This is a genomic window from Xanthomonas sp. DAR 34887 (assembly GCF_041245805.1).
GTDB lineage: Bacteria > Pseudomonadota > Gammaproteobacteria > Xanthomonadales > Xanthomonadaceae > Xanthomonas_A > Xanthomonas_A tesorieronis.
Genome location: NZ_CP162490.1, coordinates 3,972,319 through 3,999,310 on the forward strand (window position 1 = coordinate 3,972,319; position 26,992 = coordinate 3,999,310).

The following is a 26,992-nucleotide window of genomic DNA, read 5'->3' on the forward strand; positions in this document are numbered from 1 at the left end:
ATTCGCAAAAACGGGAGCTGACGCCGGCACGCCGGACGTTGCCAGTCCCGAATCCCCAATCTCCAATCCCGGCTCCATTACAATGCGGCAATGACCACGCTGTTCATTTCCGACCTGCACCTGGATCCGGCCCGGCCGGCGATCACCGCGCTGTTTCTCGATTTCCTGCGCGGCGAGGCGCGCAACGCCGAGGCGCTGTACATCCTCGGCGACCTGTTCGAGGCCTGGATCGGCGACGACACGCCCTCGGAGGCGGCCGACGCGGTGGCGCTGGAACTGCGCGCACTGCACGAGGCCGGGGTGCCGGTGTTCTTCATGCACGGCAATCGCGATTTCCTGCTCGGCGCCGACTATGCGCGCCGCGCCGGCATGCGCCTGCTGCCCGATCCGTGCGTGATCGATCTGTACGCCGAGCCGACCCTGCTGCTGCACGGCGACCTGCTGTGCACCGACGACACCGCCTACCAGGCATTCCGCGCGCAGACCCGCGACCCCGCGTTCCAGCAGCAGTTCCTGGCGCAGCCGCTGGCCGCGCGCATCGCCTATGCGCAGCAGGCGCGCGCCGCCAGCCAGGCGCGGCAAGCGGAAATGAAGCAAGGCGACCGTGCCCAGTTCGAGACCGTCACCGACGTGGCGCCGGACGAGGTCGTGGCCAGCTTCGCGCGCTACGGCGTGGCGCGGATGATCCATGGCCATACCCACCGCCCCGCCGTGCACACGCTGGACGTCAACGGGCGCAGTTGCACCCGCATCGTGCTCGGCGACTGGTACGAACAGGGTTCGGTGCTGCGCGTGGACGCGCAGGGCTGCCGGCTGCAGCAGCTGTAGACGGCAGCGGCGAGAAACGCGCGCACGGAACCTGCGGGCGCTACGGCATACCGCCGGCGTTGTCGCGCGCACGCTGCGCATAGCCGACGAAATCGCCTTCGGCCACGTCGTACCACAGGATCTCGCCCGAGCGTTCGACCCGGTAGCGGTCCCTGACCGGTGCGGTCTGCGGATCGCCCGGGCAACCGTCGCCATGCTTCTCGCGTACCGCGAAATCGATCGCGGCCGACTCGCTGGCGGCGGGTTCGGCGGTCGCCGACGGCGCTGCAGCGGCGTCATCGGCCACAGGTTCGGCATCGGTCTCGGCGGCGTATTGCAGGCACTGCGCATCGGCATAGACATGGTCGGCCGCCAGACGCGTCTCCAGCATGTCCAGCGCATGGGTTTCGTCGAACGCTGGCGCTGGCGCGTTACCCGCGGGAGGTGCGGTCGCGGGGGCCGCAGCGGGCGCCGGCGCCTGCTGCGGTGCGGCCGGTGGATCCGCCGGGCCACAGCCCATGCTCAACATCGCCAGCGCCAAGGCCGCCGGCAGGCCAATGCTCTTCAACACCATCGCCGATTCCAGGAGTAATGAGCGGTGCACGCCCGGCGCTGCCGGACCTGTCGTCGCGCAGCATAGCCGAAGCCGGACGCCGCGGCGCCCGGCCCTGGAAGATCGATCGGCAAGTGGGGCGTCCCGGCACAGGCCTGGCGCGGCCTGCACCGGAACGCCCCTGAGACACGCTAGCTCAACGGAACGCGGCGACCGTGGCCTTGGTATTGACCAGCACGCGCTGGTTGTCGGCCGAACTGGCATTGCCCATCGGCACGCCGCCGTAGGAAATGTTCGGGTTGGACCAATAGTTCAGGCGCGGGCAGCTGACGCTGCAGTTGTAGGCCATGATCGTGCGCCAGCTGTTGCCGTAGCGATAGCCGTGGCCGTAGGCGTACGGCGAGGTGCTCGAATCGGTGGCGATGTCGTGGCGCGCGCTCTGCAGATGGCCGATCTCGTGGGCAAAGCTGTAGTAGCCGGTGGCGCAGTCCCAGTACACCGCGGCGAAGGCGGTGGCGGCGGTCGAGCCGATGCCGGAGGCCAGGCCGCAGTAGGCGCTGTTGTCGATGATCAGCACGCCGACGTCGGCGGCCACGCTGTTGCGCGTGGTGTGGATGCTGTCCATGTAGCCGTCGCTGGTGCCGCGGAAGCGGCTCAGGTCGGTGCTGAAGTCGCCCGACTCGGTATAGCTGGTGGTCTCGTAGCCGGCCAGCTGCATGGTGATGCCGACGTTGCTGTTGGTGTAGCCCTGGTTGGACTCGGCGACCGCCAATTGCACCAGCGACTGCATGTTGCCGCCGTAGCTGGTCACCGCCTGGTTGGTGGCCACCACCAGCACGCGGATGGTCGCCGGCGAACCGGACGAGGCGGCCGCGGTGGTGGCGCGGTCGTCGACCACGGCCTGCGGCATCTGGATGGTCGGCAGCAACGCGTACTCGGCCGGATGCTCGGCCGGCATGCGGCTTTCGTCGACCTCGACCAGCACATGACCGCCGCCGGTGATCGGGCGCAGATGGAACAGCGTGCCGTTGCTGCGGATGCTGCCGGTGATGGTGTCGCCGCTGCGCACCAGGATCGCCGAGTTCAGCGGATCCAGGCCGGAGCGCGCGCGCGCCTTGGCTGCGGCGGCGTTGCCGAGATTGCCGTACCAGATGCTGTTGCCGCCTTCCAGCTGCTCGGTCCTCAATTGCGTCGCGGTGATGCGCTTGCCCAGCAGGTCCAGCTCGAGTTGCGCCTGGCTGGCATCCACCGCAGCGGCGTCCACGCGCACGCTCTGCACCGCGCCGGTGGACGGATTGGCCAGCACCCGGCTCAACGCGGGCTCGCCGGGGATGGACTTGGAAATGTACTGGCTGCTCTGGAACAGGGGTTTTCCGGCCGCGGAAGCGGAACCGGCAACACACAGGGCAAGCATCGCGGTAAGGCAGCACATCGACTTCATGTCGTACTCCCAGGGGTGGTGAGAAGAGACGGAGCGTCGTCCCTCGCGCAGCAGGCGTCAGGGCACAATGCACGGGGGAATCCGATTAGCCGCTCAGCCAGCGTTCAGCGCAAGCAACAAATCGATCGCGTCTCCACTCAGAGATGGCCATTCCAGTTGGCGCCGTGATCGGCATCCAAGCGTCGCCGTCACAGCCCGATCGGCACGGCGACGCATGCAGCTGGCGATCGTTCGGAACCGTCGCGCCGGCGGCCGGACGCCTTGCAGCCGCGTACCGCCTCAGCCGGCCTGGCGCTGCAAGGCGAGCAGCTCGTCCTCGTCGAAGCCGGCCAGCAGCCGCGCCGGCAGGTTGAACGGGCCGTGCAGGTAGCCGCCGGCGTATTCGCGCAGCAGCTCGGCGAACCGCGCGCGCGGCTCGATGCCGGCACGCGCGCAATACCAGCGGTACCAGCGCGAACCGGCGGCGACGTGCGCCACTTCCTCGCGCAGGATCAGTTCCAGGATCTCGACCGTCGCGGCGTCGCCCAGCGCGCGCAGCTTCACGATCATGCCCGGGGTCACGTCCAGACCGCGCGCCTCCAGCACGCGCGGCACCAAGGCCATGCGCGCCAGGCCGTCGTGCGCGGTCTTCTCGCACATCTCCCACAGCCCGTTGTGCGCGGCGAAATCGCCATAGTCGTGGCCCAGCGCGCGCAGCCGGTCGCGCAGCAGGGTGAAGTGGCGCGATTCGTCGGCGGCCACCGCCACCCAGTCGGCGTAGAACGCGTCGGGCAAGCCGCGAAAGCGGTAAACGGCGTCCCAGGCCAGGTCGATCGCGTTGAGCTCGATGTGCGCGATCGCATGGATGAAGGCGGCGCGGCCTTCGGCGCTGCCCAATCCGCGCCGCGGCAGTTCGCGCGGATGCACCAGCAGCGGCCGCGGCGGACGCCCCGGCATGCGGATCGGTTCGGGCTCGGCGGCCTCGGCCGGCACGCGCAGCGCACCGGCGGCGAATGCCGCAGCGTAGCGCTGGGTCAGGGCGACCTTGTCCTCGGGGGCGCTGGCGGCCAGGCACAGCCGCGCCGCCTGCAGCAAATCCCCAGCGGCATGCGCGTCGTGCATCCGTGCGCCACGCCAGGCCGCGTCAGGCGCGGCGCTTCTTCTTCGCTTCGTCCGAACGCAGCTGCATGATGCGCTCGAAATAGCCCGGCTCGATGCCGGTGGTGTATTCGCCGTTGAAGCACGACGAATCGAAGGTCTTCAGTTCCGGGTTGCCCTCGCGCACCGCGGTCTCCAGATCTTCCAGATCCTGGTAGATCAGCCAGTCGCAGCCGAGGAATTCCTGGATCTCCTGCTCGCTGCGGCCGTGCGCGATCAGCTCGTCGGCCGCCGGCATGTCGATGCCGTAGATGTTCGGGTAGCGCACCGGCGGCGCGGCGCTGGCCAGGTACACCTTGCGCGCGCCGGCCTCGCGCGCCATCTGCACGATCTGCCGGCTGGTGGTGCCGCGCACGATCGAGTCGTCGACCAGCAGCACCACGCGGTTGCGGAACTCCAGGTGGATCGGATTGAGCTTGCGGCGCACCGATTTCACCCGCTCGACCTGCCCCGGCATGATGAAGGTGCGGCCGACGTAGCGGTTCTTGACGAAGCCCTCGCGGTACTTCACCCCGAGCACGTTGGACATCTCCAGCGCGGCGTCGCGCGAGGTATCCGGGATCGGGATGATGGTGTCGATGTCGTGGTCCGGGCGCAGGCGCAGGATCTTCTCGCCCAGCTTCATGCCCATGCGCATGCGCGCCTTGTGCACCGAGACGTTGTCGATCATCGAGTCCGGGCGCGCGAAGTACACGTACTCGAAGATGCACGGGGTGTGGTCGGTGGGCGAGGCGCAGACTTCGGAGAACAGTTCGCCGCGGCCGGTGATCACCAGCGCTTCGCCGGGACGCACGTCGCGCAGGCGGGTGAAGCCGAGGATGTCCAGCGCCGAGGACTCGGAGGCGACGATGTATTCGTCGCCCTCCACGCCCTCGCGCTTGCCCAGCACCAGCGGACGGATGCCGTGCGGGTCGCGGAACGCCACCAGGCCCAGGCCCAGCACCACGCTGACCACCGCGTAGCCGCCCTTGCAGCGGCGGTGCACGCCGGCCACCGCACGGATCGCCGCTTCCGGGGTCAGCATGCGCTGCGCGTCCAGCTCGTAGGCGAACACGTTCAGCAGCACCTCGCTGTCCGACTCGGTGTTGATGTTGCGCCGGTCGGCCTCGAACACCTGCTGGCGCAAGGCCTCGGTGTTGATCAGGTTGCCGTTGTGCGCCAGCGCGATGCCGTAGGGCGAATTGACGTAGAACGGCTGCGCCTCGTCCATGCCTTCCGAACCGGCGGTGGGATAGCGGCAATGGGCGATGCCGACCCGGCCTTCCAGCACCGCCATGCGCTTCTCGTCGAAGACGTCGCGGACCAAGCCGTTGGCCTTCTGCACGCGCAGGCGGGTGCCGTCGGCAGTAGCGATGCCCGCGGCATCCTGCCCGCGGTGCTGCAGCACGGCCAGGCCGTCATACAGTTGCGCTGCGACATTCTGATTGCCGACGATTCCGACGATGCCACACATGTGAACGCTCTCCGCGGCGATCGCGCCGCTATTGGGAAGGTGGCCGTGCCTGGCCGTTGGATTCGACCCGTGCCGGGTCGTTTGCTGCCGGACGCGCCTGCGCCGGATCGATGTTCGCAGGCAACGCCTGCGTCGGATCGCCGCCGGGCTGCGCGGACTGGGCTCCCGGACGCCCCAGGGCCTTGGACACCACGTCCTGCAGGCCACTGGCCGACAGGGCGTTGCCCAGGGCGGCATTATCGCCTGCCAGGGGCAACTTGCCCAAATCCATCTGCTGCACGTTCTGTTGCAGGTTCATCTGCGACATGTTCAGTGTCGGCATCTGCGGCATGCGCCAGTCCGGCAGCTGCGCGCGCATCCAGTGCACGCCGGGGCTGAGCACCGGCAGCACCACCGATTGGCGCCAGGCCGGCTCGCGGGTCAGCGGGGTGAAGCTCATCAGCAGCACCAGCACCGCGGCGAAGAACCCGCCGCGCAGCGTGCCCAGGCCGAAGCCGAGCGCGCGGTCGGTGCCGGACAGTGCGGTGGCGCGGACCGCGCTGCGGATCACCATGCCGATGATGCCGACCACCGCCATCGTCACCACGAAGGTCAGCGCGTAGCCGCCCAGATAGTAGGTCAGGCTCGGATGCGCGCCATCGGCCAGCCAGCGCCCGGCGTCGCCGCCGAACTGGAACGTGGCCCAGCCGGCCAGCAGCCACGACAGCGTGCCGACCACGATGCCGACGAAGCCGCGCAGCGCGCCGAGCAGCGCCGACACCAGGATCACCGCCAGCAGCACCATATCGATCATGCGCGCCTCTCGCGGTCGGACCGCGCCATGACGGCGGCAGTGCGCCGCGGCTCCCTTCCCTGGTACATGCTTGCGACTCCGTGGGCCGAAGCCCGGTCAAGGGTGTGGACGTACCATACCGCTGATGCCGACCTTCGATGCGACCTGCGCGCGCAGCTGCTCGGCATCGGCGCGATTGGCGACCGGGCCGACCCGCACCCGGTTCAAGGCACCCTTGTCGGTGCGCACCTGCTCGACGAAGGCGCTGAATCCGGCGGCGCGCACCTTGTCGCGCAAGGCGTTGGCGTCCTCGGCCTTGGCGAAGGCGCCCAGCTGCACGGCGAAGCCGGTGCCGGAGGCGGCCGGCACGCTCGGGGCCGGCTTGGCCGCCGCGACCGGGGCCGGCGTCGTGGCCGGTTTGGCCGGCTCGGGCTTGGGCGGTTCAGGTTTGGGCTGTTCAGGTTTGGGCGCCGCTGCGACCGACGGCTTGGCCGCGGCCACCGGCTTGGCCGGCTCCGGCGGCAGGGCTTCGGTCTTGGCCGGCGCCGCAGTCGCTGCCGGCGTCGCGGCGGTCGCCACCGAGGACGCGCTCGGCGCATCCAGGGTCACCACCTGCGCGTTGACGTCGTTGCGCACCTTCACCGCCTGCAATCGCACCGACTCGGCCTGGGCGCGGTCGGCATACGGGCCGATGCGCACGCGCCAGGCCTGGCGCCCGCCGATCGTGGCCGCTTCGCGGAAGCCCGGCAACTGCGCCTGCTTGAGCCGCGCGATCACCGCGTCGGCGTCGGCCGGGGTGGAATAGGCGCCGAAATTGACCGCGTAGTTGCCGGCGGCGACGGTCGGCGGCAACGGCTGCGCGGCGGCGGCGGCGGGCGCGGCCGGCGTGGCCAGGTCGGCGGCGTCGGGGTTGTCCTGTACCGGCGCCGGCGTCGCGGCCGGCGCGCTGGCCATGCCCACGGCACCGCCGCTGGGCGCGTCGCCCGGCGTCACCAGCGGCAATTCGCGGGTCTGGAACTGGCCGTCGGCCGGAGCGTCCGGGGCCTTCAGCGGAACATTGGCGGTGCCGCTGTCGGGCGCGGGGCCCTTGACCAGCATCGGCAGGAAGATCACGGCGAGCGCCACCAGAACAAGGGCGCCAATCAGTCGCTGTTTCAGGACGGTATCCACGGAAAGCTTGAGGGGGCGGCATGGCGGAGTGCCGCAGCGATTATAAGGTCGGGCCGGCTGCCGGCGGGGTCAGCCGGCTGAATGCAGCCAGTGCAGGGCCTCGGCGGCGGTGTGGAACGAGCCGAACACCAGCACCCGGTCGCCCGGCCGCGCCTGCGCCAGGGCCAGCTGCAGCGCTTGCGGCACGCCGTCGGCGAGGCTGGCGGCGGCGGCCTCGGTCCCGGCCAGGCGCGCCTGCAACTGCGCGCCGCTCTGCCCGCGCGCGCCCGCCAGCCCGGCCAGATGCCAGGCGGAGACCTGCCCGGCCAGCGCCTGTACCACGCCGGCCGCGTCCTTGTCGGCCAAGGCCGCGAACACGGCATGGGTGGCGCCGGCGCAGGGCTGCGCCTGCAGCGCCGCGGCCAGTTCGCGCGCGGCCTGCGGATTGTGGCCGACATCGACCAGCACCTCGACGCCGTCGCGCAGCAACGGCTGCAGGCGCCCGCGCAACTGCGCCGCGGCGACACCCTCGGCGTAGGCGGTGCGCGGCAAGGCCCTGCGCAGCGCGCGCAACGCGGCGATGGCGGTGGCGGCGTTGGCGCGCTGCACCGGCGCGCGCAGCTGCGGCCACGGCAACTCCAGCTCGGTGCCGACGTCGCGCCAGCGCCATAGCTCGGCATCGATCGGCTCATGGAAGAAATCACTGCCGGCGCGGATCGCGTTGGCGCCGATCGCATAGGCGCGGCGCAGCACGCTCGACGGCGGATCGATCTCGCCCAGCACCAGCGGTTTCCACGGCCGGGCGATGCCGACCTTCTCCGCGCCGATCGCCTCGCGATCGGTCCCCAGCCAGTCGGTATGGTCGATGTCGACGGTGGTGATCACCGCCACGTCGGCGTCGACCAGATTGACCGCATCCAGGCGCCCGCCCAGGCCCACTTCCAGCACCGCCAGGTCCAGCCTGGCCTGCTGGAACAGCCACAGCGCGGCCAGCGTGCCGTATTCGAAATAGGTCAGCGGGGTATCGCCGCGCACGGCCTCCACCGCCTCGAAGCCGGCCACCAGCTGCGCGTCGCTGGCCTCTTCGCCGCCGATGCGCACGCGCTCGTTGTAGCGCAGCAGGTGCGGCGAGGTGTAGCTGCCCACGGTCCAGCCGCCGGCGCGCGCGATCGCCTCGACGAAGGCCACGGTCGAGCCCTTGCCGTTGGTACCGCCGACGGTGATGACCTTCTTCGCCGGCCGCGCCAGGCCCATGCGCTCGGCCACCGTGCGCACGCGCTCCAGGCCCATCGCGATGTTCTGCGGGTGCTGCTGCTCGATATAGGCGAGCCATTCGGGAAGGGACTTTTTCATCTGCGTATTTTCAGCCTTTCGATGAGGCATCGCTGGAACGCTCCCTCGCCTCGTACAAGCAACGGCTTTCGCGCTGGCGCGCGAGTCACTTTTCTTTGCTTGTGCAAAGAAAAGTAACCAAAAGAAAGCACACCCGGGCGCCGCGCCCTCCGCGCTTCGCGCTCCGGGTGCGCACGTGGCCTGGGCATTTTTCGAAGGCACATCCATGTGCCTACGAAAAACGGCGCGCATCGTGCGCGCCGCCCCTTCGGGGTTTTCGCCCAGACCACGTGCCGCGGCTCACGGGACCCGAGAAGCGAAGCAAAAGCAAAAACGTGCACTGTGCTGGGACTCTGAGCCGCCAACCAAATTTGCGGATTTCGCCGCCTACAGCGCCCGATGCTTGGCTTCGCCGAAGAACGGCGTGTGGTGCGCGCAATCGTTCAGACGCACCACTTCCAGATGCTCCACGTCCGGCCCTTCCAGCAGGTTCAGCGTGGTCGGCGCCTGGCGGAAGCTCCACAGCTTGGCGATCGGCAGGCCCAGCACCCGGCACAGGATCACCCGGTTGACCGCATCGTGCGCCACCACCAGCAAGGTGTCGTCCTCGCCCAGGCCCTCGGCGGCGCGGGTCAGGCCGCGCCAGGAACGGTCCAGCACCTGGCGCAGCGATTCGCCGCCCGGCATCAGCACCGTGTCCGGCTCCTCGCGCCAGGCGCGCAGGCGCGCCGGGTCCTTGTCGTTGATCTCGCTGGCGAGCAGGCCTTCCCATTCGCCGTGGGCGATCTCCTGCAGGTCGGAATCGGTCAGCAGCATCGCTTCGCGCTGCGCGCCCAACGCGTAGCGGGCGGTGCTCTGCGCGCGCGACAGCGGCGAAGCCACCGCGCGGGTCAGCGGCACGTCGCGCAGGCGCGCGCCGAGCGCCTGTGCCTGCGCCTCGCCGACCGGCGACAGCGCGATGTCGATCTGGCCCTGGTAGCGGCCTTCGGCGTTCCACGGGGTTTCGCCATGACGAGCGAGCAGGATGCGCATGCGGTGGAATTCCGTTGGGGGGAGAGGGGGCCGTCTCGCGAACGAAAACGGAGCGGCATGATACCTGCTCCGTCGCCGGAAACCCCCGAACCGCATCCCGCTCCGCAGCCGTCGCCCTGCGCAGTTTGGCCACGGGCCGGCTGCGCGGCGGCGGACAGGCCGTCGCCGCGCCCGGTGCCGTCACTGCGTCAGGTTCAGTTCCTTCAGCAGCCGCGGCGCCGGCGCCACTTCCTGCATGATCCAGTGCAGATAGCGCGAATCGACCGCGATCATCCGGGTCATGGCCGGGTCGAACACCCAGTTGGAACTCACCGATTCCCAGTTGCCGTCGAACGCCAGGCCGACCAGCTTGCCCTGCGCGTCGAGCACCGGCGAGCCGGAGTTGCCGCCGGTGATGTCCAGGTCGGACAGGAAATCGACCGGCACCGAACCCAGCCGCTTGTCCTCCAGCCCGCCGTAGCGCTTGGCCTTGGCCGCGTCGAGCAGGGCCTTGGGCGAGTCGAACGGATCGGCGCCGGTGTCCTTGGCCAGCACGCCTTCCAGCGTGGTGAACGGGGTGTAGGCCACGCCGTCCTTGGGCGTGTAGCCCTTGACGTTGCCGAAGGTGATGCGCAACGAGGAGTTGGCGTCCGGGTACACCGACTCGCCCTGGCTCTTCTTGTAGTCGGCCAAGGCCTGCAGGTAGCGCGGACGCGCCAGCAGCTCCTCGCCTTCGCGGCGCTTTTCCTCGTGCTCGATCTGCAGCAGCGCCGGCATCAGCGCGACCGCGTAGCGCAGCGCCGGGTCGTCGCTGGATTCGAACGCGGCCCGGTCGGCGCGCAGCCACTTCAGGCGCTCCTCGGTGCTGCCCAGCTTGGTGCCGGCCAGCCGCGCGGCGGCGGCCTGCGCATCGGCGCCGGCCAGCCACTGGTCCAGCGCCGGCAACCGCTGCGCCTTCGGCAACTTCAGGTACTGGTCGAACCAGTAGCGCTGCAGTTGCCCGTCCATCGATGCGACGTAGCGGCGTTCCATCTGCTTCTGCGCGCCCTCGATCTCCGGCAGGTCGCGCTCCTGATAGCCGGGCTCGCGCTCGGCGTCGGGTTTGGCCCGCTCGATCGACAGGCGGTACAGCGACAGTGCGCTGCCGAGCACGCCGGTGCGGCGCATCTGGCGCAGGATCAGGTCGCGGTCGCGGGTGGCCTTGGCCTGCTCGTCCAGCGCGAGCAGCTGCGCATGCGCCTGCAGCGCGGCGCGGCCGTCGCGGCCCTGGCGCTTCAGCCAGGCCAGCACCGCGCGTTCCTCGGCCTGCTTCTGCGCGGCCGCGTCGATGCGCTTGAAGCCTTCCAGCTGCCCTTCGTAGTTCTTGGCGACGTTGTTCCAGCTGGCCATCGTCGCCGCGTACTTCACCTGGATGTCCGGATCCTGCTTGCCGGCCTGCTCCACCAGCGCGATCAGGTCGCGGTACTGGCGCGCAGCGGTGGGATAGGCCCAACTGGCGGTGGCGTCGAATTCCGAGGCCAGCGCATAGCGGTTGGTGCGGCCCGGATAACCGGCCACCATCACGAAGTCGCCGGCGCCCAGCGGCTGGTCGGCGAACTTCAGGAAGTGCCTGGGCTGGTACGGCACGTTGTCCTTGGCGTAGGCCGCCGGCTTGCCGTCCTTGCCGACATAGGCGCGGTAGAACGAGAAATCGCCGGTGTGGCGCGGCCACATCCAGTTGTCGACGTCGCCGCCGAACTTGCCGATGCCCGACGGCGGCGCGTAGGCCAGGCGCACGTCGCGGATTTCCAGGGTGCGGAACAGCCGGTAGGTGTTGCCGCCGGCGAAGCTGTACAGCTCGCAGCGGTAGCCGGCCTCGGCTTCGCAGGCCGCGACCTGTGCCTTGTCGAACGCCTCCAGCGCCTGGGTGCGCTTGAGCGCGTCGCTGCCGGCAGCGGCCATCGCCGCCTTGGCCTGCTCGGTGACATCGCTGATGCGGTCGAGCACATAGATGCGTGCGTTCGGCCCGGCGCTGAGCTCGGCGCCATTGCTGGCCGCGCTGAAACCGTCGCGTATCAGGTTCTTCTGCGGCGTGGAATTGAGCTGGATCGCGCCGTAGGCGCAATGATGGTTGGTCACCACCAGTCCCTGCGGGGACACGAAGCTGGCGGTGCAGCCGCCCAGCGACACCACCGCGCCCATCGGATCGCCGGTCAGGTCGGCCAGTTGCTGCGGCGACAGCTTCAACCCGGCCTGCTGCAGCTGGCCGGCGATATCCGGCAATTGCTGCGGCACCCACATGCCCTCGCCGGCATGGGCGGCCTGGGCACAGGCCAGGGTGGCGATGACGGCGACAGCCAGCAGATTCGAACGCATCGAATGGATTCCTTCGCGACAGGCATGAAATAGACGTTAGATTGTAACGAATGCAACCGATGCCGCGACCATGACCAACGGCACCCCGCACGCGCCGCAACATGGCCGCGGCGGCGGGCGGCTTATACTTCGCGCCCTCTCAACCCCGAGTCTTGCACCGCCATGGCGCAAACAATGAAGGCGCTGGTCAAGCGCGACGCAGCCAAGGGCATCTGGCTGGAACAGGTACCGGTGCCGGTACCCGGCCCCAACGAGGTGCTGATCAAGCTGGAGAAGACCGCGATCTGCGGCACCGACCTGCACATCTATCTATGGGACGAATGGAGCCAGCGCACCATCAAGCCCGGCCTGACCATCGGCCACGAATTCGTCGGCCGCATCGCCGAACTCGGCTCGGCGGTCAGCGGCTACCAGGTCGGCCAACGCGTCTCGGCCGAAGGCCACATCGTCTGCGGGCATTGCCGCAACTGCCGCGGCGGCCGCCCGCACCTGTGCCCGAACACGGTCGGCATCGGCGTCAACGTCAACGGCGCCTTCGCCGAATACATGGTGATGCCGGCCTCCAACCTGTGGCCGATTCCGGACCAGATCCCGTCCGAACTGGCCGCGTTCTTCGATCCCTACGGCAACGCCGCGCACTGCGCGCTGGAGTTCGACGTGATCGGCGAAGACGTGCTGATCACCGGCGCCGGCCCGATCGGCATCATCGCCGCCGGCATCTGCAAGCACATCGGCGCGCGCAACGTGGTGGTCACCGACGTCAACGATTTCCGCCTGAAGCTGGCCGCCGACATGGGCGCCACCCGGGTGGTCAACGTCGCCAATACCTCGCTCAAGGAGGTGATGGCCGACCTGCACATGGAAGGCTTCGACGTCGGCCTGGAGATGAGCGGCAACCCGCGCGCGTTCAACGACATGCTCGACTGCATGTACCACGGCGGCAAGATCGCCATGCTCGGCATCATGCCGCGCGGCGCCGGCTGCGACTGGGACAAGATCATCTTCAAGGGCCTGACCGTGCAGGGCATCTACGGCCGCAAGATGTACGAGACCTGGTACAAGATGACCCAGTTGGTGCTGTCCGGCTTCCCGCTCGGCAAGGTGCTGACCCACCAGCTGACCATCGACGAATTCCAGAAGGGCTTCGACCTGATGGAAGAAGGCAAGGCCGGCAAGGTGGTGTTGAGCTGGTGACGTCCGGCGCGGCGGCGATGATGCCGCGCGCTGCGTGCCGAGACCTGCGTGATCGGCCGGCGACGTACAAAGAAGAAGGGCGCCGCAAGGCGCCCTTCTTCGTTCGCGATGGTGTGGCGCGGATCAGAACGCGATCGTCGCCGAGACCGCGAAGCGGTGGTCGGCCAGCTTCTTGGTGAAGTTCTGGTTGCCCTTGTCGTCGGTGTCGTAGTAGCCCACGTTCAGCGCCAGCGGACCGACCATCTTGCCGACGCTGACGCTGTAGTCGGTGTAGTCCTGGTACTGCGCCAGCGCGCTGGCATAGGTGGTGCGACCGACGTGCGCGCCGATGCTGAAGTCGTTCGGCAGGGTCCAGTTCCCGTCCAGCGCGTAGTAGAAGCTGTCCTCGTCCAGGCCGTAGACGTCGTCGGTGTAGGCGACGGTCAGCGCGTAGGTCTTGAGGAACTTGGTCTTGGTGATCAGTTCGTTGTAGTTCGAACCGCCCGCGCCGGGATAGCCGTAGCGGTTGACCATCACGTCGAAGTTCCAGTTCTCGGAGAAGTCGACGTTGTAGCCGATGAAGCCGTCCACTTCCCAATCCGGGTCGCCGGCGCCGAAATCGACGTTGGAGCCCCAGGTGCCGACGTACAGGCCGAACGGCGAGGTGTAGGTGAGGCCGGCCTGGAACGCGGGGCCTTCGTTGGTCTGCGAGACGCCGCGGAACACGTAGTCGCTGACCACGCCATAGGAGCCGGTAATCGGCGAGGCAGCGGCCTCGTCCTGGGCCAACGCACTCAGCGGGGAGGCGGCCAGCGCCACGGCCAGGGCGACACCAAGCTTGATCTTGTTCACCGGTAATTCTCCTACAGGTTGACGAGGGGGTGGTTCCAGCGCGCGCTGCAATGCTGGCTTCACACTTCTTTAACCCGTTTTTTCTTGCAGTGCAACACTTTCAAGACAAACCAAGTCATCGCAGGCCTTGCGGCGGTACGCGTCGGGTCAGAACTTGTCTACGCGATGCGTCCACGGCCAGCCCAGCGTCCAGGGCCTGGCGTGCTTTGCATCTGCTACCGGTAAACCTGTGGGAGCGACTTCAGTCGCGACAGGCGTTACCGAGAAGGGCGGGTCACGACTGAAGGTCACCTCTAATAACTCCCCTTCCGGAAGGCTGCACGCTGCGTGGCGATGGCGTGTTCCTTTTTCTGTCGCGGCTGAAGCCGCTCCCACAAGAGCACGGCGCGCATGTGTAGGAGCGGCTTCAGCCGCGACAGGAAGACAAAGTGGCCGTGATGCCAAGACGTCCATGAAAAACGCGGCCGCAACGCCACCGTCTACCGCCAATGCGCCTTTGCCACTCCATGGCATCTCGAACATCTCGATGCTGGAACCTGCGGGCTGGACATGTCGCCGTCTCGCAAGTGCATCGACATGCTTTTGGAGGAGTTATTAGAGGTGCCCTTCAGTCGCGACGGCTTTACCCATTAGGCCGGTCGCGACCTGAAATCGCTCCTATCCAGACTGAAGTCGCTCCCTATCCCAGGCCGCAGCGGCTCGGATCCGTATCCGGATCCGAACCGCTACCCGGGCTTCTGCGCGAACACGCCGAAGCGGCGTGCGCTCAGCTGCAGCGCCTGGCCTGGCGCATAGCCCATCGTGCCCTCGCCCGCCGGCACCTCGACTTCCACTTCGTCCTGGCCATGCGCCAGCTGCGCGCGCAGGCGCAGGCGCGAACCGCTGCGTTGCGCCGACAGCACCGTCGCCGCCCAACCGCTATCGCTGGGCGCCAGGTCCTCCGGGCGCACGTACAGATCGACCGGGCCGCTGGACAGCGGCGTGTCCGGCGCCGGCAGCGCCAGGCCGGCGACCTGCAGCTGGCCATCGCGCAACTGCGCCGGCAACCGGTTCACCGCGCCGACGAAGCCGTACACGAACGGCGACACCGGCCGGTCATAGACGTCGGCCGGGCTGCCCAATTGCTCGATACGCCCGCGATTGAGGATCGCCACGCGGTCGGCCAGCTCCAGCGCTTCTTCCTGGTCGTGGGTGACGAACACCGTGGTCAGCCCGGTGCGGTCGTGCAGCTCGCGCAGCCAGCGCCGCAGGTCGCGCCGCACCTGCGCGTCGAGCGCGCCGAACGGTTCGTCCAGCAGCAGCACGCGCGGCTCGATCGCCAGCGCGCGCGCCAGCGCCACGCGCTGGCGCTGGCCGCCGGACAGCTGCGTCGGGTAGCGCGACTCCAGTCCGTCGAGCTGCACCAGCGCCAGCAACTCGGTCACCCGCGCGCGGATCGCCGGCTCGGCCAGGCGCTCGGCGCCGCGGCGCACGCGCAGGCCGAAGGCGATGTTGTCGCGCACGGTCATGTGCCGGAACAACGCATAGTGCTGGAACACGAAGCCGACCCGGCGCGACTGCACCGGCAGCCCGGTCGCGTCGGCGCCGTCGATCAGCACACGTCCCGCATCCGCATGTTCCAGCCCGGCGATCACCCGCAGCAGCGTGGTCTTGCCCGAGCCGGACGGCCCCAGCAGCGCCAGCAGTTCGCCCTGGCGGATGTCCAGGCTGACGTCGTCGAGCGCGACGAAATCGTCGAAACGCTTGCCCAGGTGCTGTACGCGGATGGTCATCGCAACCTCAGTGTCGGTGATTGGCAGCCAGCGATTCGCCGTGGCGCCATTCCAGATAGGACTTCAGCGCCAGGGTCAGCAGCGCGGTCAGCGCCAGCAGGCTGGCGCAGGCGAACGCGGCGCTGTAGGCGTATTCGTTGTAGAGAATCTCCACGTGCAGCGGCAGCGTATTGGTGCGCCCTCGGATATGTCCGGACACCACCGACACCGCGCCGAACTCGCCCATCGCCCGCGCACTGCACAGCAGCACGCCGTACAGCAGGCCCCAGCGGATGTTGGGCAGGGTCACCCGCCAGAACATCTGCCACCCGTTGGCGCCCAGGCTCAACGCCGCCAGTTCCTCGTCGCTGCCCTGCTGCTCCATCAGCGGCATCAGCTCGCGGGCGATGAATGGGAAGGTGACGAAGGTCGTCGCCAGCACGATGCCGGGCAGCGCGAACACGATCCGCGGCAGTTGCAGCAGCACCTCGCCGAACACCGGCAAGTGCAGATGCCAGCCCTCGTCGATCAGCGGCCAGGCCCAGCCGTTGCGTCCGAAGATCAGGATGAAGACCAGGCCGGCGACCACCGGCGACACCGAGAACGGCAGGTCGATCAGGCTCACCAGCAGGCGCTTGCCCGGGAAGCGATGCTTGCTCACCGCCCACGCCGCGGCCACGCCGAACACCAGGTTCAGCGGCACCACGATCGCGGTCACCAGCAGGGTCAGGCGGATCGCCGCGAGCGCGTCGGGATCGGAGATCGCCCGCCAGAACACGCCGACACCGCCGCGCAATGCCTCGGCGAACACCAGCAGCAGCGGCAGGAACAGGAACGACAGCAGGAAGCCCAGCGCACCGAGGATCAGCAACACCTGCACCCACCACGGCTCGGTGGTGACCGACGCGGCGCGGCGGCGGACGGCGGGCGGCGATGCGCTCAACGCATTCTCCGAAAACGGGATGCTCAAGGTGGACACGGTATCGTTCATCTCAATGCGCCGCCAGACCGCGCCGCGCCAAGCGCGCCTGCACGCCATTGACCACCAGCAGCATCAGCAACGACAGCAGCAGCATCGCCGCGGCGATCGCGGTGGCGCCGGCGTAGTCGAATTCCTCCAGTCGGATGGTGATCAGCAGCGGCGCGATCTCGGTCGCATTGGGCAGGTTGCCGGCGATGAAGATCACCGAACCGTACTCGCCGATGCCGCGCGCGAACGCCAGCGCGAAGCCGGTCAGCACTGCCGGCCACAACGCCGGCAGCACCACGCGGCGGATGGTCTGCCAACGGCCGGCGCCGAGCGTGGCCGCCGCCTCTTCCACTTCGCGCTCGGCCTCGGCCAGCACCGGCTGCACGATCCGCACCACGAACGGCAACCCGACGAACACCAGCGCCACCACGATGCCGAGCTGGGTATAGGCGATCTTCAGCCCCAACGGTTCCAGCCAGCGGCCGACCCAGCCGTTGCCGCCGTACAGCGCGGTCAGCGCGATGCCGGCCACCGCGGTCGGCAGCGCGAACGGCAGGTCGATCATCGCGTCGAACAGGCGCTTGCCGGGAAAGCGGTAACGCACGAACACCCAGGCCACCCAGGTCCCCATCACCGCATTGAACGCGGCAGCAACGAAGGCGGTGCCGAAGCTGACCCGCAGCGCCGACAGCACCCGCGGTTCGCTCCACACCTGCCACACGCCGTGCCAGCCCAGGCCGCTGGTCTTGAGCACCACGCCCAGCAGCGGGATCAGCACCACCAGCCCCAGCCAGGTCAGGGTGATGCCCAGGCTCAGGCCGAGCCCGGGAATCACCCTGCGCCGCGACGGAGCGCGCGTGGCGGCGACGGCGTTCACTCCCATCGCGTCACTTGCTCGCCTGGATCTGGTCGAACAGGCCGCCATCGTTGAAGTGCTCGGCCTGGGCCTTGGCCCAGGAGCCGAACGCCTGGTCGATGGTCACCAGCTGCACCTTCGGCAGGCGCGCGATGTCGGCGCGATCGGCGTACTCGGGATGGCGCGGGCGGTAGTAGTGCTTGGCCGCGATCTTCTGCCCTTCCGGCGAATACAGATACTTCAGGTAGTCCTCGGCGACGTCGCGGGTGCCGTGCTTGTCCACGTTCTTGTCGACCACCGCCACCGACGGCTCGGCCAGGATCGACAGCTTCGGCACCACGATCTCGAACTTGTCCTTGCCCAGTTCCTCCTGCGCCAGGAACGCCTCGTTCTCCCAGGCCAGCAGCACGTCGCCGATGCCGCGCTGGACGAAGGTGGTGGTGGCGCCGCGCGCGCCGGTGTCCAGCACCGGCACGTTGCGGAACAGCGCGCGCATGTAGCCGAGGATGCGCTCGCGGTCGCCCTTGAAGATGTGGTCGGCGTAGGCCCAGGCGGCCAGGTAGTTCCAGCGCGCGCCGCCGGAGGTCTTCGGGTTCGGCGTGATCACCGACACGCCGGTGCGCAGCAGGTCCGGCCAGTCCTTGATCTTCTTCGGGTTGCCCTTGCGCACCAGGAACACGATGGTGGAGGTGTACGGCGCGCTGTTGTCGGGCAGGCGCTTGGACCAGCCCGGATCGATCAGCTTGCCCTTGTCGGCGATCGCGTCCACGTCGTAGGCCAGCGCCAGCGTCACCACGTCGGCCTCGACCCCGTCGATGACCGAGCGCGCCTGCTTGCCGGAACCGCCATGCGAGGTCTCCACGGTGACCTTGTCGCCGCTGTGGGTCTGCTCCCAGTGCTTGGCGAAGGCGGCGTTGTAGTCGCGGTACAGCTCGCGCGTGGGATCGTAGGACACATTGAGCAGCTGCACGTCGCGCGCGACGGCGCTGCCGGCGAACGCGCACAGCGCGAGCGCGAGCAGCGGGCTGAATCGGCGCGGCAGGAGGCTGGGCATGGGCGGATCTCCGGAAAGGGGTCGGGGGGGCACGGGCGGTCCGGCCATGCAACCACGGCCAGTGCGCCATGCTGCGCAGCCGCATCCGTGCGGTGAAATGACTTCGCCGCCGATGCTTATGCCATTTTTGCATGACGCCCACCGACCTTCGCACACGCCGCGTTAAAATCTCCGCTTCTCCTGCCTGCGCGTGCCCGTCATGACCGATTCCAGCCTCACCCAGCACTACGCCGACGAACTGGACGCGATCCGTGCGCAGGGCCTGTTCAAGTCCGAACGCATCATCGTCGGCCCGCAGTCGGCGGAGATCGTGCTGGCCGACGGCCGCCGCGTGCTGAATTTCTGCGCCAACAACTACCTGGGTCTGGCCGACCACCCGGCGCTGATCGCCGCGGCCAAGGACGCGCTGGACACCCACGGCTTCGGCATGGCCTCGGTGCGCTTCATCTGCGGCACCCAGGACCTGCACAAGCAACTGGAAGCGCGCATCGCCGCGTTCTTCGGCACCGAGGACACCATCCTCTACGCCGCCTGCTTCGACGCCAACGGCGGGCTGTTCGAGCCGCTGCTCGGCGAAGCCGATGCGATCATTTCCGATGCGCTCAACCACGCCTCGATCATCGACGGCGTGCGCCTGTGCAAGGCCAAGCGCTTCCGCTACGCCAACTGCGACATGGCCGATCTGGAAGCGCAGTTGCAGGCGGCCAATGCGGCCGGCTGCAGGACCAAGCTGATCACCAGCGACGGCGTGTTCTCGATGGACGGCTTCATCGCCCCGCTGGACGAGATCACCGCGCTGGCGAAGAAGTACGGCGCGCTGGTGCATATCGACGAGTGCCACGCCACCGGCTTCCTCGGCGCGACCGGCCGCGGCTCGGCCGAGGTCAAGGGCGTGATGGACCGGATCGACATCTTCACCGGCACCCTGGGCAAGGCCATGGGCGGCGCGCTGGGCGGCTTCACCACCGGCCGGCGCGAGGTGATCGAACTGCTGCGCCAGCGCTCGCGTCCCTATCTGTTCTCCAACTCGCTGCCGCCGCACGTGGTCGCCGCCGGGATCAAGGCCTTCGCGATGCTGGACGCGGCCGCCGACCTGCGCGCGCAACTGGTCGAGAACACCCGCCACTTCCGCGAGCGCATGGCCGCGGCCGGCTTCGACATCAAGCCCGGCACCCACCCGATCTGCCCGGTGATGCTGTACGACGCTCCGCTGGCGCAGCGCTTCGCCGAACGGCTGCTGGAGGAAGGCATCTACGCGATCGGCTTCTTCTTCCCGGTGGTGCCCAAGGGGCAAGCGCGGATCCGCACCCAGATCAGCGCCGCGCATACCCGCGAGCAGCTGGATCGGGCGATCGACGCCTTCGTGCGCATCGGCCGCGAGTTGAACGTCATCCCCGCCTGAGCATGCGCACGGCGCTGCGCCAACGGCTGTTGCTGGCGGCGCAGACCGATGCACAGGCGCAACCGCTGCAGGACGGCTGGGAGACGCGCTGCCTGCATTGCCGCCGGCGCCTGCGGCTGCGTGCCGACGGCGAACCGCTCGGGCACTGCACGCTGGAACACGTGGTGCCGCAGGCCTGGTTCGGCCGCCGCGCGGCAGCGCCGCTATGCAACCTGGTCGGCGACGATCCGAATGCTGCACGCAATCTCGCGCTGGCCTGCGCCGGCTGCAACCACGGCAAGGGCCGCGATCACGATGCGCGCGGCCCGCAGGATGCGCGCGCCTACGCCGTGGTCGCCGCCCTGCTCAGCGCGCGGCTGGCGCGCTGGCGGCCGCCGCCGGCGCCAACGCACTGACTTCGGCGGCACTGAGTTCGCGCCAAGCGCCCTTGCCCAGTTCGCCCAGCGCCAGCCCGCCGATCGCCACCCGCACCAGGCGCAGCACGCCCAGATCGAGTTCGGCCAGCAGGCGCCGGATCTGCCGATTGCGGCCCTCGTCCAGCATCACTTCCAGCCAGGCGTGCTTGTCGCCCTGGCGCAACAGCCGTACCTGCTTGGCGCGCAGCGACTCGCCATCGGCGACGACGCCGGCGCACATGCGCGCCAGCAGGGCCGCATCGGGCAGCGCATCGACCTGCACGTGATAGGTCTTGTCCGGGCCGCTGGCCGGATCGGCGACCCGCGCCGCCCACTGCGGGTCGTTGCAGAACAGCAGCAAGCCCTCGCTGGCCTTGTCCAGGCGCCCGACCGGCGCCAGCCAGGGCAAACCGGCGCCGTCGAAACAGCGGTAGACGGTGTCGCGGCCGCGCTCGTCCTGCGCGGTGGTGACCAGGCCGCGCGGCTTGTTGAGCATCAGGTACAGGCGCTGCGTGGCCGCCAGCGGCACGCCATCGAGCGCCAGGCGGTGGCGGCCGCGCAGGATCGGGAATTCGGGATCGGTGACGGTGCGGCCATCGACCGCGACGCGGCCGGCGGCGACCCAGCGCGCGGCTTCGGTACGCGAGCACAGGCCGAGCTTGGACAGCGTGCGCGCCAGGCCGTGGCGGGCCTCGCCGGCTGCAGCCGCGCGCGGCGAGCGCGGGCCGCCGGCCGCCGGCACCGAAGTGCGCGAGGCGGGGCGGCGGGAACGCGAAGGAGGCTTCACCACGCGCCTCGTACGCAGGCGCGGTCGGCGACCGCGCGCAGCGCTTACTGCTTGTCGACCGGCGCTGCGGCGTCGGGCGCCGGTGCGGCGGCGGCCGGCACGGCGGCTGGCGCCGGGCGCGCCTTGACCACGCGCACGCCGCGCGCCTTCATCCAGGCGTCGAACTCTTCGGCGGTCATGCGCTTGCCGTTCTGGCTCATGTCGAAGCGCCACGGCGTGTTGTCGAACGCGGTGGTCGGCTTGTACGCGGCCGGATCGTTCGGCTTCACCGCGCCGCCGGCCGGCATCGCATTGGCCAGGCTCTGGCAACCCTCGGCGCGCAGCCGCAACAGCACCCGGTCCAGCGACTGATCGCTGCTGTAGGACTGCGCCAGCACGCCGCTGGGCATGCCCAACTGCAGATTGCGCGTGTACAGCTCCGAGGCGATCGGCGCACCGACCGTGGCCGGCAACGGCAGCGGCTTGGGCAGCACATCGCCGGAGCAATCCGGTGCGGCATGGGCGGCAGGGATCATGGCGAGACCAAGCAGGCCGGCCGTAACGATACGCAGCATCGGTTTTTTTCCATTCAGGCGAGACGACGCCGCGAGTGTAGGCAGGGCCAGGCGCAGTTTCAACCGATACCGGCACTGCATGCGCTAAATAATTGGGAAGGCTGAAAAAGTTCAGCTTGAAGGAGGGCGTTTCCGGTTCCAGCGCCCTCCTGTAGGAGCGGCTTCAGCCGCGACGTGTCCTCTCCGATAAGGTTGATGTCGCGGCTGAAGCCGCTCCTACAGAAACCGCGCTGTTTCCCTGGCGCACAAAAACAAAGCCCGGCGCGAGGCCGGGCTTTGCTTGAAGCATGAAGCGTCCGATTAGTTCTGGACGTTCAGCTCGGTACGACGGTTCTTCGCACGGCCTTCCGGGTTGTCCGAACCATCCGGGTTGGTGTTCGGCGCAATCGGGCGGCTCTCGCCGTAGCCGATCGGACCGACCAGACGCGAAGCGTCCACGCCATTCTTGGTCAGGTAGTCGTACACGGTGGTCGCACGACGCTCGGACAGCTTCTGGTTGTAGGCGTCGGTACCCTTCGAGTCGGTGTGACCGGCGACCTCGACCTTCAGGTCGGGGTAACGCTTCAGGATCTCGGTGGCCTCGCTCAGGATCGCGATCGCGTCCGGACGCAGGGTCGACTTGTTGAAGTCGAAGTTCACGCCCTTCAGGTCGATCGAGACCGGCACCGGGCAACCGTCCGGACCGATGGTCTGGCCAGGCTGCGAAGCCGGGCACTTGTCGTCGCAGTTGTTGACGCCGTCACCGTCGTCGTCCAGGTCCGCGCAGCTCGGGGCAGCGGTCGGAGCCGGGGCGGCAACCGGGGCAGCCGGCGGCGGGCCGAGCGGGATCACGACGCCGACCGAAGCCAGCACGTCGCCGAACCAGTTCTCGGACGGAGCGGCAACGCTCTGGTCGTCGAAGTCAGCGCGGTAGGCCACTTCGGCACGCACGGCAACGCGCTTGTCGAAGGTGGTCTGCAGACCGACGCCGGCCTTGGCGGCAAAGTTGCCGTCCTTGCGCTGGCCCGGGGACACGGCGCCGCCGGTGTCGAACTCTTCTTCCGAACGCTGGTAGCCCAGACCGAACAGCAGGTACGGGTTCCAGCCACGGCCTTCCTGGATGAAGTGGCGACGCAGGTCGAACGAGATGCCGTACTGGCTCCAGTTCAGGTCCTGGTTGGCGTCGAAGTTCGGGTTCTGATAGTTCAGTTCACCGTCGATCGACCAGTTCGGGCTGACGAACTTGCCCAGACCCAGGGTGACGAACGGAGCGTCGTTGGTCAGACGGTCGTTGTCCTGGAAGTTGAAACCGGCCGAACCGGTCAGGTACCAGCGGTCGTCGAATTCCTGTGCGGACGCTGCCTGGGCGACGGCCAGACCGCCCAGCAATGCGGCGGTGAGAATTTTCTTGTTCATTAATACAGCTCCTTGTTTCGGGGATATAGAAACCGATAGGGCATGGTTCAGTACAGATGTCTCGTCACATCCAGACGGCCGTTCCGCACGCCATCGCCGCGCACATTATGCTCGGCATGGTGAAGACCGCGTTAACAGGCACGTAACATGTGAAACCCACGACCAGACCCTGAGCGGTCGTGGATACACCGTATACAGCTTCATGAAATGATGCAATGCGGTGCTTGCGACGCTGCCCGCGCTTGTAGACAGCGTGCCGGTTTTGCACGGCCGTCTCACTCCAGGCGCTCCCAGGGTGGCGGGTCCGCCAGCTGAATCTGCATGAACTCGACGAAGGCGCGCACCCGCGGCGGCACCAGCCGGCGCTGCGGCATCACCGCGTAGATGCCGGTCTCGGCGATCGTGTACTGCGGCAGCACCTGGCGCAGGCGCCCGCTGCGCAGGTCCTGCGCCACATGCCATACCGAATGCAGGGAGATGCCCTGTCCGTTCAGCGCCGCGTCGCGCAGCACTTCGCCGAAGTTGGATTCCAGCGGCCCGCCGACCTTGACCGCGACCTCGCCCTCGGCGCCATGGAGGTGCCAGGTGTCCTGGCGGCCTTCGGCGCCGGTCAGCAGCAGGCAGGCGTGCGCGGCCAGGTCCGCCGGCGTGGCCGGTTCGCCGTGACGGCGCAGATAGTCGGGAGCGGCGCACAGCACCCGGCGGTTGCCGGCCAGGCGGCGCGCCACCAGGCTGGAATCGCGCAGCGCGCCGATGCGGATCGCCAGGTCGAAGCCCTCGCTGACCAAGTCCACCACGTTGTCGCTCAGGTGCACGCTCAGCCGCAGCTGCGGATACAGGGCCATGAACTGCGGCAGCAGCGGCGACACGTACTGGCGCCCGAACGAGGCCGACATGGTCACCCGCAAGGTGCCGGCGGCGCTGCGGCCGGCTTCGCGCAGGCCGCCGGCCAGCGATTCCAGGTCCTCGACCAGCGCGCGGCCCTGCTCGGCCAGTTGCAGGCCTTCGGGCGTGGGATGCAGGCGCCGCGTGGTCCGGTGCAGCAGGCGGACGCCGAGATCGCGTTCGAGCCGCTTCAGCCGCTGGCTGGCGACCGCCACCGACAGGTCCAGGCTGCGCGCGGCGGCGCTGATCGATCCCAGGTCAAGCACCCGCAGGAACAGGGCGATGTCGCCGATCCGGTCCATTTTATCGATCTTGTTGAAAGTCACTCAATATATTGCCTGTTTCTGCTTAGAAAGTACGAATCTAGGCTGTGCTCCGTCCTGTCTTCCGGAGCCGTCATGGCCTCGTTCCCCACACATCCGCCGGGCGCCACGCCGCCGCGGCTCCCGCTCGCCTTGTTCGCGCTGACCGCCGGCGCGTTCGGCATCGGCACCACCGAGTTCGTGATCATGGGCTTGCTGCTGCAGGTCGCGGCCGACCTGCAGGTCAGCGTCCCGGCCGCCGGGCTGCTGATTTCCGGCTATGCGCTGGGCGTGTTCATCGGCGCGCCGCTGCTGACCGTGGCCAGCCGGCGCTGGCCGCGCAAGCGCGTGCTGGTGGCGCTGATGCTGGTGTTCACCGCCGGCAACCTGGCCTGCGCGCTGGCGCCGGACTACGCCACGCTGATGGCGGCGCGGGTGGTCACCTCGCTGGCGCACGGCACCTTCTTCGGCGTCGGCGCGGTGGTCGCCACCGGCCTGGTGGCGCCGCAACGCAAGGCCTCGGCGATTGCCACCATGTTCACCGGGCTCACCGTCGCCACGCTGCTCGGGGTGCCGGCCGGCGCCTGGCTGGGCCTGCAGTTCGGCTGGCGCGCGACGTTCTGGGCGGTGGCCGCGATCGGCCTGCTGGCCACCGTGGTGATCGCCGCGCTGGTCCCGGCCAGCGACGACGCCACACCCGCGCCGCCGCTGCGCGCCGAACTGCGGGCGGTCGGCCGCGCGCCGGTGCTGCTGGGCCTGGCGACGACCGTGCTCGGCTATGCCGGCGTGTTCACCGTCTATACCTACATCCAGCCGATCCTGACCCGGGTCACCGCCCTGGCCGACAGTGCGGTGTCGCCGCTGCTGCTGGTGTTCGGGGTGGGCATGATCGTCGGCAACGTGCTCGGCGGGCGCCTGGCCGATCGCCATCCGCGCCAGGCCTTGCCGCTGACCTTGGGCCTGTTGGCGCTGGTGCTGGCGGCGCTGGCCTTCGCGTTGCGCTCGGCGCCGGCGATGACGCTGGGGGTCGGCCTGCTCGGGGTCGCCGCATTCGCGACGGTGGCGCCGCTGCAGCTGTGGGTGCTGGGCAAGGCCGGCGACGCCGGGCGGCACCTGGCATCAAGCCTGAACATCGGTGCGTTCAACCTGGGCAATGCGCTGGGCGCCTGGCTCGGCGGACTGGTGATCGGCCACGGCGGCAGCCTGGCACAACTGCCCTGGGCGGCGGCGCTGGTCACCGCGGCCGGGCTGGCGGTGGCGCTGCTGGCGCTGCGCCTGTCGCCCGTATCCAAACCTGCGCCAGCGGCGGCCTGCGCCGCGGGCGGTGCGGCATGAGCCGGCCGCTGCGCCAGGCCGCGCTGGCCACGGGCTTGCTGGGCGCGCTCGCGTTGCCGGCCGGCGCCGCCGAGCGCGACTGGGTCGCGACCTGGCAGGCGAGTCCGCAGCCGCTGTGGGCCGCCGACTTCCCGTTCCCGACCCAGACCCCGTTCAACCTGTGGCGGCAGACCGTGCGCCAGGTGGCGCGGGTCAGCCTGGGCGGGGAGACGCTGCGGGTGGAACTGTCCAACGCCTACGGCCGCGAGCCGCTGCAGATCGGTGCCGCGCACCTGGCGCTGGCCGGTGACGGCGCGGCGATCGTGCCCGGTTCGGATCGCGAGCTGCGCTTCGGCGGACAGCGCGCGGTCACCATCCCGCCCGGCGCACCGGTGCTCAGCGATCCGGTCGCCCTGAGCGTGCCGGATCTGGCCCGGCTCAGCGTCAGCCTGTACCTGCCGCAGCCGACCGCGCCCTCCACCTTCCATTGGGAAGGGTTGCAGAGCGCCTGGCTGGCCGCAGGCGAGCGCACCGCGGACGCGGCGCTGGACGATGCCGCGGCGCTGCCGGTGCGGCTGTTCGTCAGCGGCATCCAGGTGCGCCGCGCCGACGCCGCCGGCGCGGTGGTGGCGCTGGGCGATTCGATCACCGACGGCGCCGCGTCCACCCCGGGCAGCGACCGGCGCTGGCCGGACCAGTTGGCCACGCGATTGGCAGCGCAGCGCGTGGCCGTGCTCAATGCCGGCATCTCCGGCGGCCGCGTGCTGCGCGACCGCATGGGCAGCAATGCGCTGGCGCGGCTGGATCGCGACGTGCTGGCGCAACCCGGGGTGCGCACCGTGGTGCTGCTGATCGGCATCAACGACATCAGCTGGTACGCCACGCCGTTCGCGCCGAACGATGCGCCGGTCTCCGCGCAGGAGCTGATCGCCGGTTACCGGCAATTGCTGCAGCGTGCGCAGGCGCGCGGTCTGCGCGTGATCGGCGCCACGCTGACGCCGTTCGAAGGCGCGTTGCCCGACACGCCGATCACTGGCTACTACAGCGCGGACAAGGAACGCGTGCGCCAGCAGGTCAATGCGTGGATACGCGATGGCAACGGTTTCGATGCGATCATCGATTTCGACGCCCTGCTCCGCGACCCCGCGCACCCCACCCGCATGCTGCCCGCGTTCGATTCCGGCGATCACCTGCACCCCGGCGATGCCGGCTACGCCGCCATGGCCGACGCCGCCGCGCGCGTGCTCGGCGACAACGCCGACCCGCATCGCGCCGCGGCTGCGCCCCGCTGA

Annotated in this window: 24 protein-coding genes; 6 read left to right on the plus strand and 18 right to left on the minus strand. The window is 69.2% G+C overall.

What is annotated here, in order from left to right:
* Positions 1–90: 90 nt before the first annotated feature.
* Positions 91–828 (plus strand): UDP-2,3-diacylglucosamine diphosphatase, encoded by a 738-nt coding sequence (gene lpxH / locus AB3X08_RS16825; RefSeq protein WP_369933956.1) that lies wholly within the window; start codon positions 91–93, stop codon positions 826–828.
* A 40-nt stretch (positions 829–868) separates the two neighbouring features.
* On the opposite strand, the gene AB3X08_RS16830 is transcribed toward lpxH, so the two are convergent.
* The 9 genes from AB3X08_RS16830 to AB3X08_RS16870 form a co-directional block, all read right to left on the minus strand.
* Positions 869–1,381: a hypothetical protein gene (locus AB3X08_RS16830; RefSeq protein ID WP_369933957.1), complete on the minus strand. Its 513-nt coding sequence runs from the start codon at positions 1,379–1,381 to the stop codon at positions 869–871.
* A gap of 175 nt (positions 1,382–1,556) precedes the next feature.
* A complete protein-coding gene (locus tag AB3X08_RS16835; protein ID WP_369933958.1) occupies positions 1,557–2,801 on the minus strand; it encodes a zinc-dependent metalloprotease in 1,245 nt (414 codons plus the stop codon).
* A gap of 279 nt (positions 2,802–3,080) precedes the next feature.
* Complete coding sequence (locus AB3X08_RS16840) at positions 3,081–3,902, minus strand: ferritin-like domain-containing protein (RefSeq protein ID WP_369933959.1); 822 nt, start codon at positions 3,900–3,902, stop codon at positions 3,081–3,083.
* 22 nt (positions 3,903–3,924) lie between these two features.
* A complete protein-coding gene (gene purF, locus AB3X08_RS16845; RefSeq protein WP_369933960.1) occupies positions 3,925–5,391 on the minus strand; it encodes an amidophosphoribosyltransferase in 1,467 nt (488 codons plus the stop codon).
* Between the two features lie 28 nt (positions 5,392–5,419).
* On the minus strand, positions 5,420–6,184 hold the full coding sequence (locus AB3X08_RS16850) for a CvpA family protein (protein ID WP_369933961.1): 765 nt from the start codon (positions 6,182–6,184) through the stop codon (positions 5,420–5,422).
* Positions 6,185–6,280: 96 nt separating this feature from the next.
* Positions 6,281–7,333 (minus strand): SPOR domain-containing protein, encoded by a 1,053-nt coding sequence (locus AB3X08_RS16855; protein WP_369933962.1) that lies wholly within the window; start codon positions 7,331–7,333, stop codon positions 6,281–6,283.
* Between the two features lie 69 nt (positions 7,334–7,402).
* A complete protein-coding gene (gene folC, locus AB3X08_RS16860) occupies positions 7,403–8,665 on the minus strand; it encodes a bifunctional tetrahydrofolate synthase/dihydrofolate synthase (RefSeq protein ID WP_369933963.1) in 1,263 nt (420 codons plus the stop codon).
* A 366-nt stretch (positions 8,666–9,031) separates the two neighbouring features.
* Positions 9,032–9,676, minus strand: a complete 645-nt coding sequence (locus AB3X08_RS16865; protein WP_369933964.1) for a histidine phosphatase family protein — start codon at positions 9,674–9,676, stop codon at positions 9,032–9,034.
* A 180-nt stretch (positions 9,677–9,856) separates the two neighbouring features.
* Positions 9,857–12,010 (minus strand): S46 family peptidase, encoded by a 2,154-nt coding sequence (locus AB3X08_RS16870; protein WP_369933966.1) that lies wholly within the window; start codon positions 12,008–12,010, stop codon positions 9,857–9,859.
* Between the two features lie 162 nt (positions 12,011–12,172).
* Between AB3X08_RS16870 and tdh the strand changes: the two genes are divergently transcribed.
* Positions 12,173–13,204, plus strand: a complete 1,032-nt coding sequence (tdh, locus tag AB3X08_RS16875; RefSeq protein WP_179570610.1) for an L-threonine 3-dehydrogenase — start codon at positions 12,173–12,175, stop codon at positions 13,202–13,204.
* Between the two features lie 123 nt (positions 13,205–13,327).
* Here tdh and AB3X08_RS16880 read toward each other — a convergent pair whose 3' ends face one another.
* The 5 genes from AB3X08_RS16880 to AB3X08_RS16900 all read right to left on the minus strand — a co-directional run bounded on the left by AB3X08_RS16880 (position 13,328) and on the right by AB3X08_RS16900 (position 18,666).
* On the minus strand, positions 13,328–14,035 hold the full coding sequence (locus AB3X08_RS16880) for a TorF family putative porin (RefSeq protein ID WP_369933967.1): 708 nt from the start codon (positions 14,033–14,035) through the stop codon (positions 13,328–13,330).
* A 725-nt stretch (positions 14,036–14,760) separates the two neighbouring features.
* On the minus strand, positions 14,761–15,807 hold the full coding sequence (locus tag AB3X08_RS16885) for a sulfate/molybdate ABC transporter ATP-binding protein (protein ID WP_369933968.1): 1,047 nt from the start codon (positions 15,805–15,807) through the stop codon (positions 14,761–14,763).
* Between the two features lie 7 nt (positions 15,808–15,814).
* On the minus strand, positions 15,815–16,777 hold the full coding sequence (gene cysW, locus AB3X08_RS16890; RefSeq protein ID WP_369933969.1) for a sulfate ABC transporter permease subunit CysW: 963 nt from the start codon (positions 16,775–16,777) through the stop codon (positions 15,815–15,817).
* 1 nt (position 16,778) lies between these two features.
* Positions 16,779–17,639: a sulfate ABC transporter permease subunit CysT gene (gene cysT / locus AB3X08_RS16895; protein ID WP_184411687.1), complete on the minus strand. Its 861-nt coding sequence runs from the start codon at positions 17,637–17,639 to the stop codon at positions 16,779–16,781.
* Positions 17,640–17,643: 4 nt separating this feature from the next.
* Positions 17,644–18,666, minus strand: coding sequence for a sulfate ABC transporter substrate-binding protein (locus AB3X08_RS16900; RefSeq protein ID WP_369933970.1), 1,023 nt, complete (start codon positions 18,664–18,666; stop codon positions 17,644–17,646).
* 199 nt (positions 18,667–18,865) lie between these two features.
* Here AB3X08_RS16900 and kbl point away from each other — a divergent pair, with 199 nt between their 5' ends.
* Together kbl and AB3X08_RS16910 are read left to right on the plus strand one after the other, a co-directional pair.
* Positions 18,866–20,068 (plus strand): glycine C-acetyltransferase, encoded by a 1,203-nt coding sequence (gene kbl / locus AB3X08_RS16905; RefSeq protein ID WP_369933972.1) that lies wholly within the window; start codon positions 18,866–18,868, stop codon positions 20,066–20,068.
* 2 nt (positions 20,069–20,070) lie between these two features.
* Entirely contained in the window at positions 20,071–20,463 is a 393-nt protein-coding gene (locus AB3X08_RS16910; protein WP_369933973.1) for an HNH endonuclease, read from the plus strand.
* Here AB3X08_RS16910 and AB3X08_RS16915 read toward each other — a convergent pair.
* The 4 genes from AB3X08_RS16915 to AB3X08_RS16930 all read right to left on the minus strand — a co-directional run bounded on the left by AB3X08_RS16915 (position 20,414) and on the right by AB3X08_RS16930 (position 24,386).
* Entirely contained in the window at positions 20,414–21,268 is an 855-nt protein-coding gene (locus AB3X08_RS16915) for a pseudouridine synthase (RefSeq protein WP_369938557.1), read from the minus strand. The two genes, AB3X08_RS16910 and AB3X08_RS16915, sit on opposite strands and share 50 nt — an antisense overlap.
* Positions 21,269–21,294: 26 nt before the next feature.
* A complete protein-coding gene (locus AB3X08_RS16920; RefSeq protein WP_184411690.1) occupies positions 21,295–21,804 on the minus strand; it encodes a hypothetical protein in 510 nt (169 codons plus the stop codon).
* Between the two features lie 300 nt (positions 21,805–22,104).
* Positions 22,105–23,199 carry an OmpA family protein gene (locus AB3X08_RS16925; protein WP_369933974.1) on the minus strand — a complete coding sequence of 365 codons (1,095 nt, stop codon included), beginning with the start codon at positions 23,197–23,199 and terminating at the stop codon, positions 22,105–22,107.
* A gap of 275 nt (positions 23,200–23,474) precedes the next feature.
* Positions 23,475–24,386 carry a LysR family transcriptional regulator gene (locus tag AB3X08_RS16930; RefSeq protein ID WP_369938558.1) on the minus strand — a complete coding sequence of 304 codons (912 nt, stop codon included), beginning with the start codon at positions 24,384–24,386 and terminating at the stop codon, positions 23,475–23,477.
* Between the two features lie 96 nt (positions 24,387–24,482).
* Between AB3X08_RS16930 and AB3X08_RS16935 the strand changes: the two genes are divergently transcribed.
* Both AB3X08_RS16935 and AB3X08_RS16940 read left to right on the plus strand, forming a co-directional pair.
* Positions 24,483–25,721 (plus strand): MFS transporter, encoded by a 1,239-nt coding sequence (locus AB3X08_RS16935; RefSeq protein ID WP_369933975.1) that lies wholly within the window; start codon positions 24,483–24,485, stop codon positions 25,719–25,721.
* Entirely contained in the window at positions 25,718–26,992 is a 1,275-nt protein-coding gene (locus AB3X08_RS16940) for an SGNH/GDSL hydrolase family protein (protein ID WP_369933976.1), read from the plus strand. Before AB3X08_RS16935 ends, AB3X08_RS16940 begins: the two co-directional genes overlap by 4 nt.

What these genes read in the sequence shown, in the direction of transcription:
- AB3X08_RS16920 (WP_184411690.1), bottom strand. Translation starts at nt 21,804, where the DNA reads ATGCTGCGTATCGTTACGGCCGGCCTGCTTGGTCTCGCCATGATCCCT.
- AB3X08_RS16940 (WP_369933976.1), top strand. Translation starts at nt 25,718, where the DNA reads ATGAGCCGGCCGCTGCGCCAGGCCGCGCTGGCCACGGGCTTGCTGGGC.
- cysW (WP_369933969.1), bottom strand. Translation starts at nt 16,777, where the DNA reads ATGAACGATACCGTGTCCACCTTGAGCATCCCGTTTTCGGAGAATGCG.
- AB3X08_RS16840 (WP_369933959.1), bottom strand. Translation starts at nt 3,902, where the DNA reads ATGCACGACGCGCATGCCGCTGGGGATTTGCTGCAGGCGGCGCGGCTG.
- purF (WP_369933960.1), bottom strand. Translation starts at nt 5,391, where the DNA reads ATGTGTGGCATCGTCGGAATCGTCGGCAATCAGAATGTCGCAGCGCAA.
- AB3X08_RS16935 (WP_369933975.1), top strand. Translation starts at nt 24,483, where the DNA reads ATGGCCTCGTTCCCCACACATCCGCCGGGCGCCACGCCGCCGCGGCTC.
- AB3X08_RS16870 (WP_369933966.1), bottom strand. Translation starts at nt 12,010, where the DNA reads ATGCGTTCGAATCTGCTGGCTGTCGCCGTCATCGCCACCCTGGCCTGT.
- AB3X08_RS16830 (WP_369933957.1), bottom strand. Translation starts at nt 1,381, where the DNA reads ATGGTGTTGAAGAGCATTGGCCTGCCGGCGGCCTTGGCGCTGGCGATG.
- AB3X08_RS16865 (WP_369933964.1), bottom strand. Translation starts at nt 9,676, where the DNA reads ATGCGCATCCTGCTCGCTCGTCATGGCGAAACCCCGTGGAACGCCGAA.
- folC (WP_369933963.1), bottom strand. Translation starts at nt 8,665, where the DNA reads ATGAAAAAGTCCCTTCCCGAATGGCTCGCCTATATCGAGCAGCAGCAC.
- AB3X08_RS16925 (WP_369933974.1), bottom strand. Translation starts at nt 23,199, where the DNA reads ATGAACAAGAAAATTCTCACCGCCGCATTGCTGGGCGGTCTGGCCGTC.
- AB3X08_RS16885 (WP_369933968.1), bottom strand. Translation starts at nt 15,807, where the DNA reads ATGACCATCCGCGTACAGCACCTGGGCAAGCGTTTCGACGATTTCGTC.
- AB3X08_RS16910 (WP_369933973.1), top strand. Translation starts at nt 20,071, where the DNA reads ATGCGCACGGCGCTGCGCCAACGGCTGTTGCTGGCGGCGCAGACCGAT.
- tdh (WP_179570610.1), top strand. Translation starts at nt 12,173, where the DNA reads ATGGCGCAAACAATGAAGGCGCTGGTCAAGCGCGACGCAGCCAAGGGC.
- cysT (WP_184411687.1), bottom strand. Translation starts at nt 17,639, where the DNA reads ATGGGAGTGAACGCCGTCGCCGCCACGCGCGCTCCGTCGCGGCGCAGG.
- AB3X08_RS16900 (WP_369933970.1), bottom strand. Translation starts at nt 18,666, where the DNA reads ATGCCCAGCCTCCTGCCGCGCCGATTCAGCCCGCTGCTCGCGCTCGCG.
- AB3X08_RS16850 (WP_369933961.1), bottom strand. Translation starts at nt 6,184, where the DNA reads ATGATCGATATGGTGCTGCTGGCGGTGATCCTGGTGTCGGCGCTGCTC.
- kbl (WP_369933972.1), top strand. Translation starts at nt 18,866, where the DNA reads ATGACCGATTCCAGCCTCACCCAGCACTACGCCGACGAACTGGACGCG.
- lpxH (WP_369933956.1), top strand. Translation starts at nt 91, where the DNA reads ATGACCACGCTGTTCATTTCCGACCTGCACCTGGATCCGGCCCGGCCG.
- AB3X08_RS16930 (WP_369938558.1), bottom strand. Translation starts at nt 24,386, where the DNA reads ATGGACCGGATCGGCGACATCGCCCTGTTCCTGCGGGTGCTTGACCTG.
- AB3X08_RS16835 (WP_369933958.1), bottom strand. Translation starts at nt 2,801, where the DNA reads ATGAAGTCGATGTGCTGCCTTACCGCGATGCTTGCCCTGTGTGTTGCC.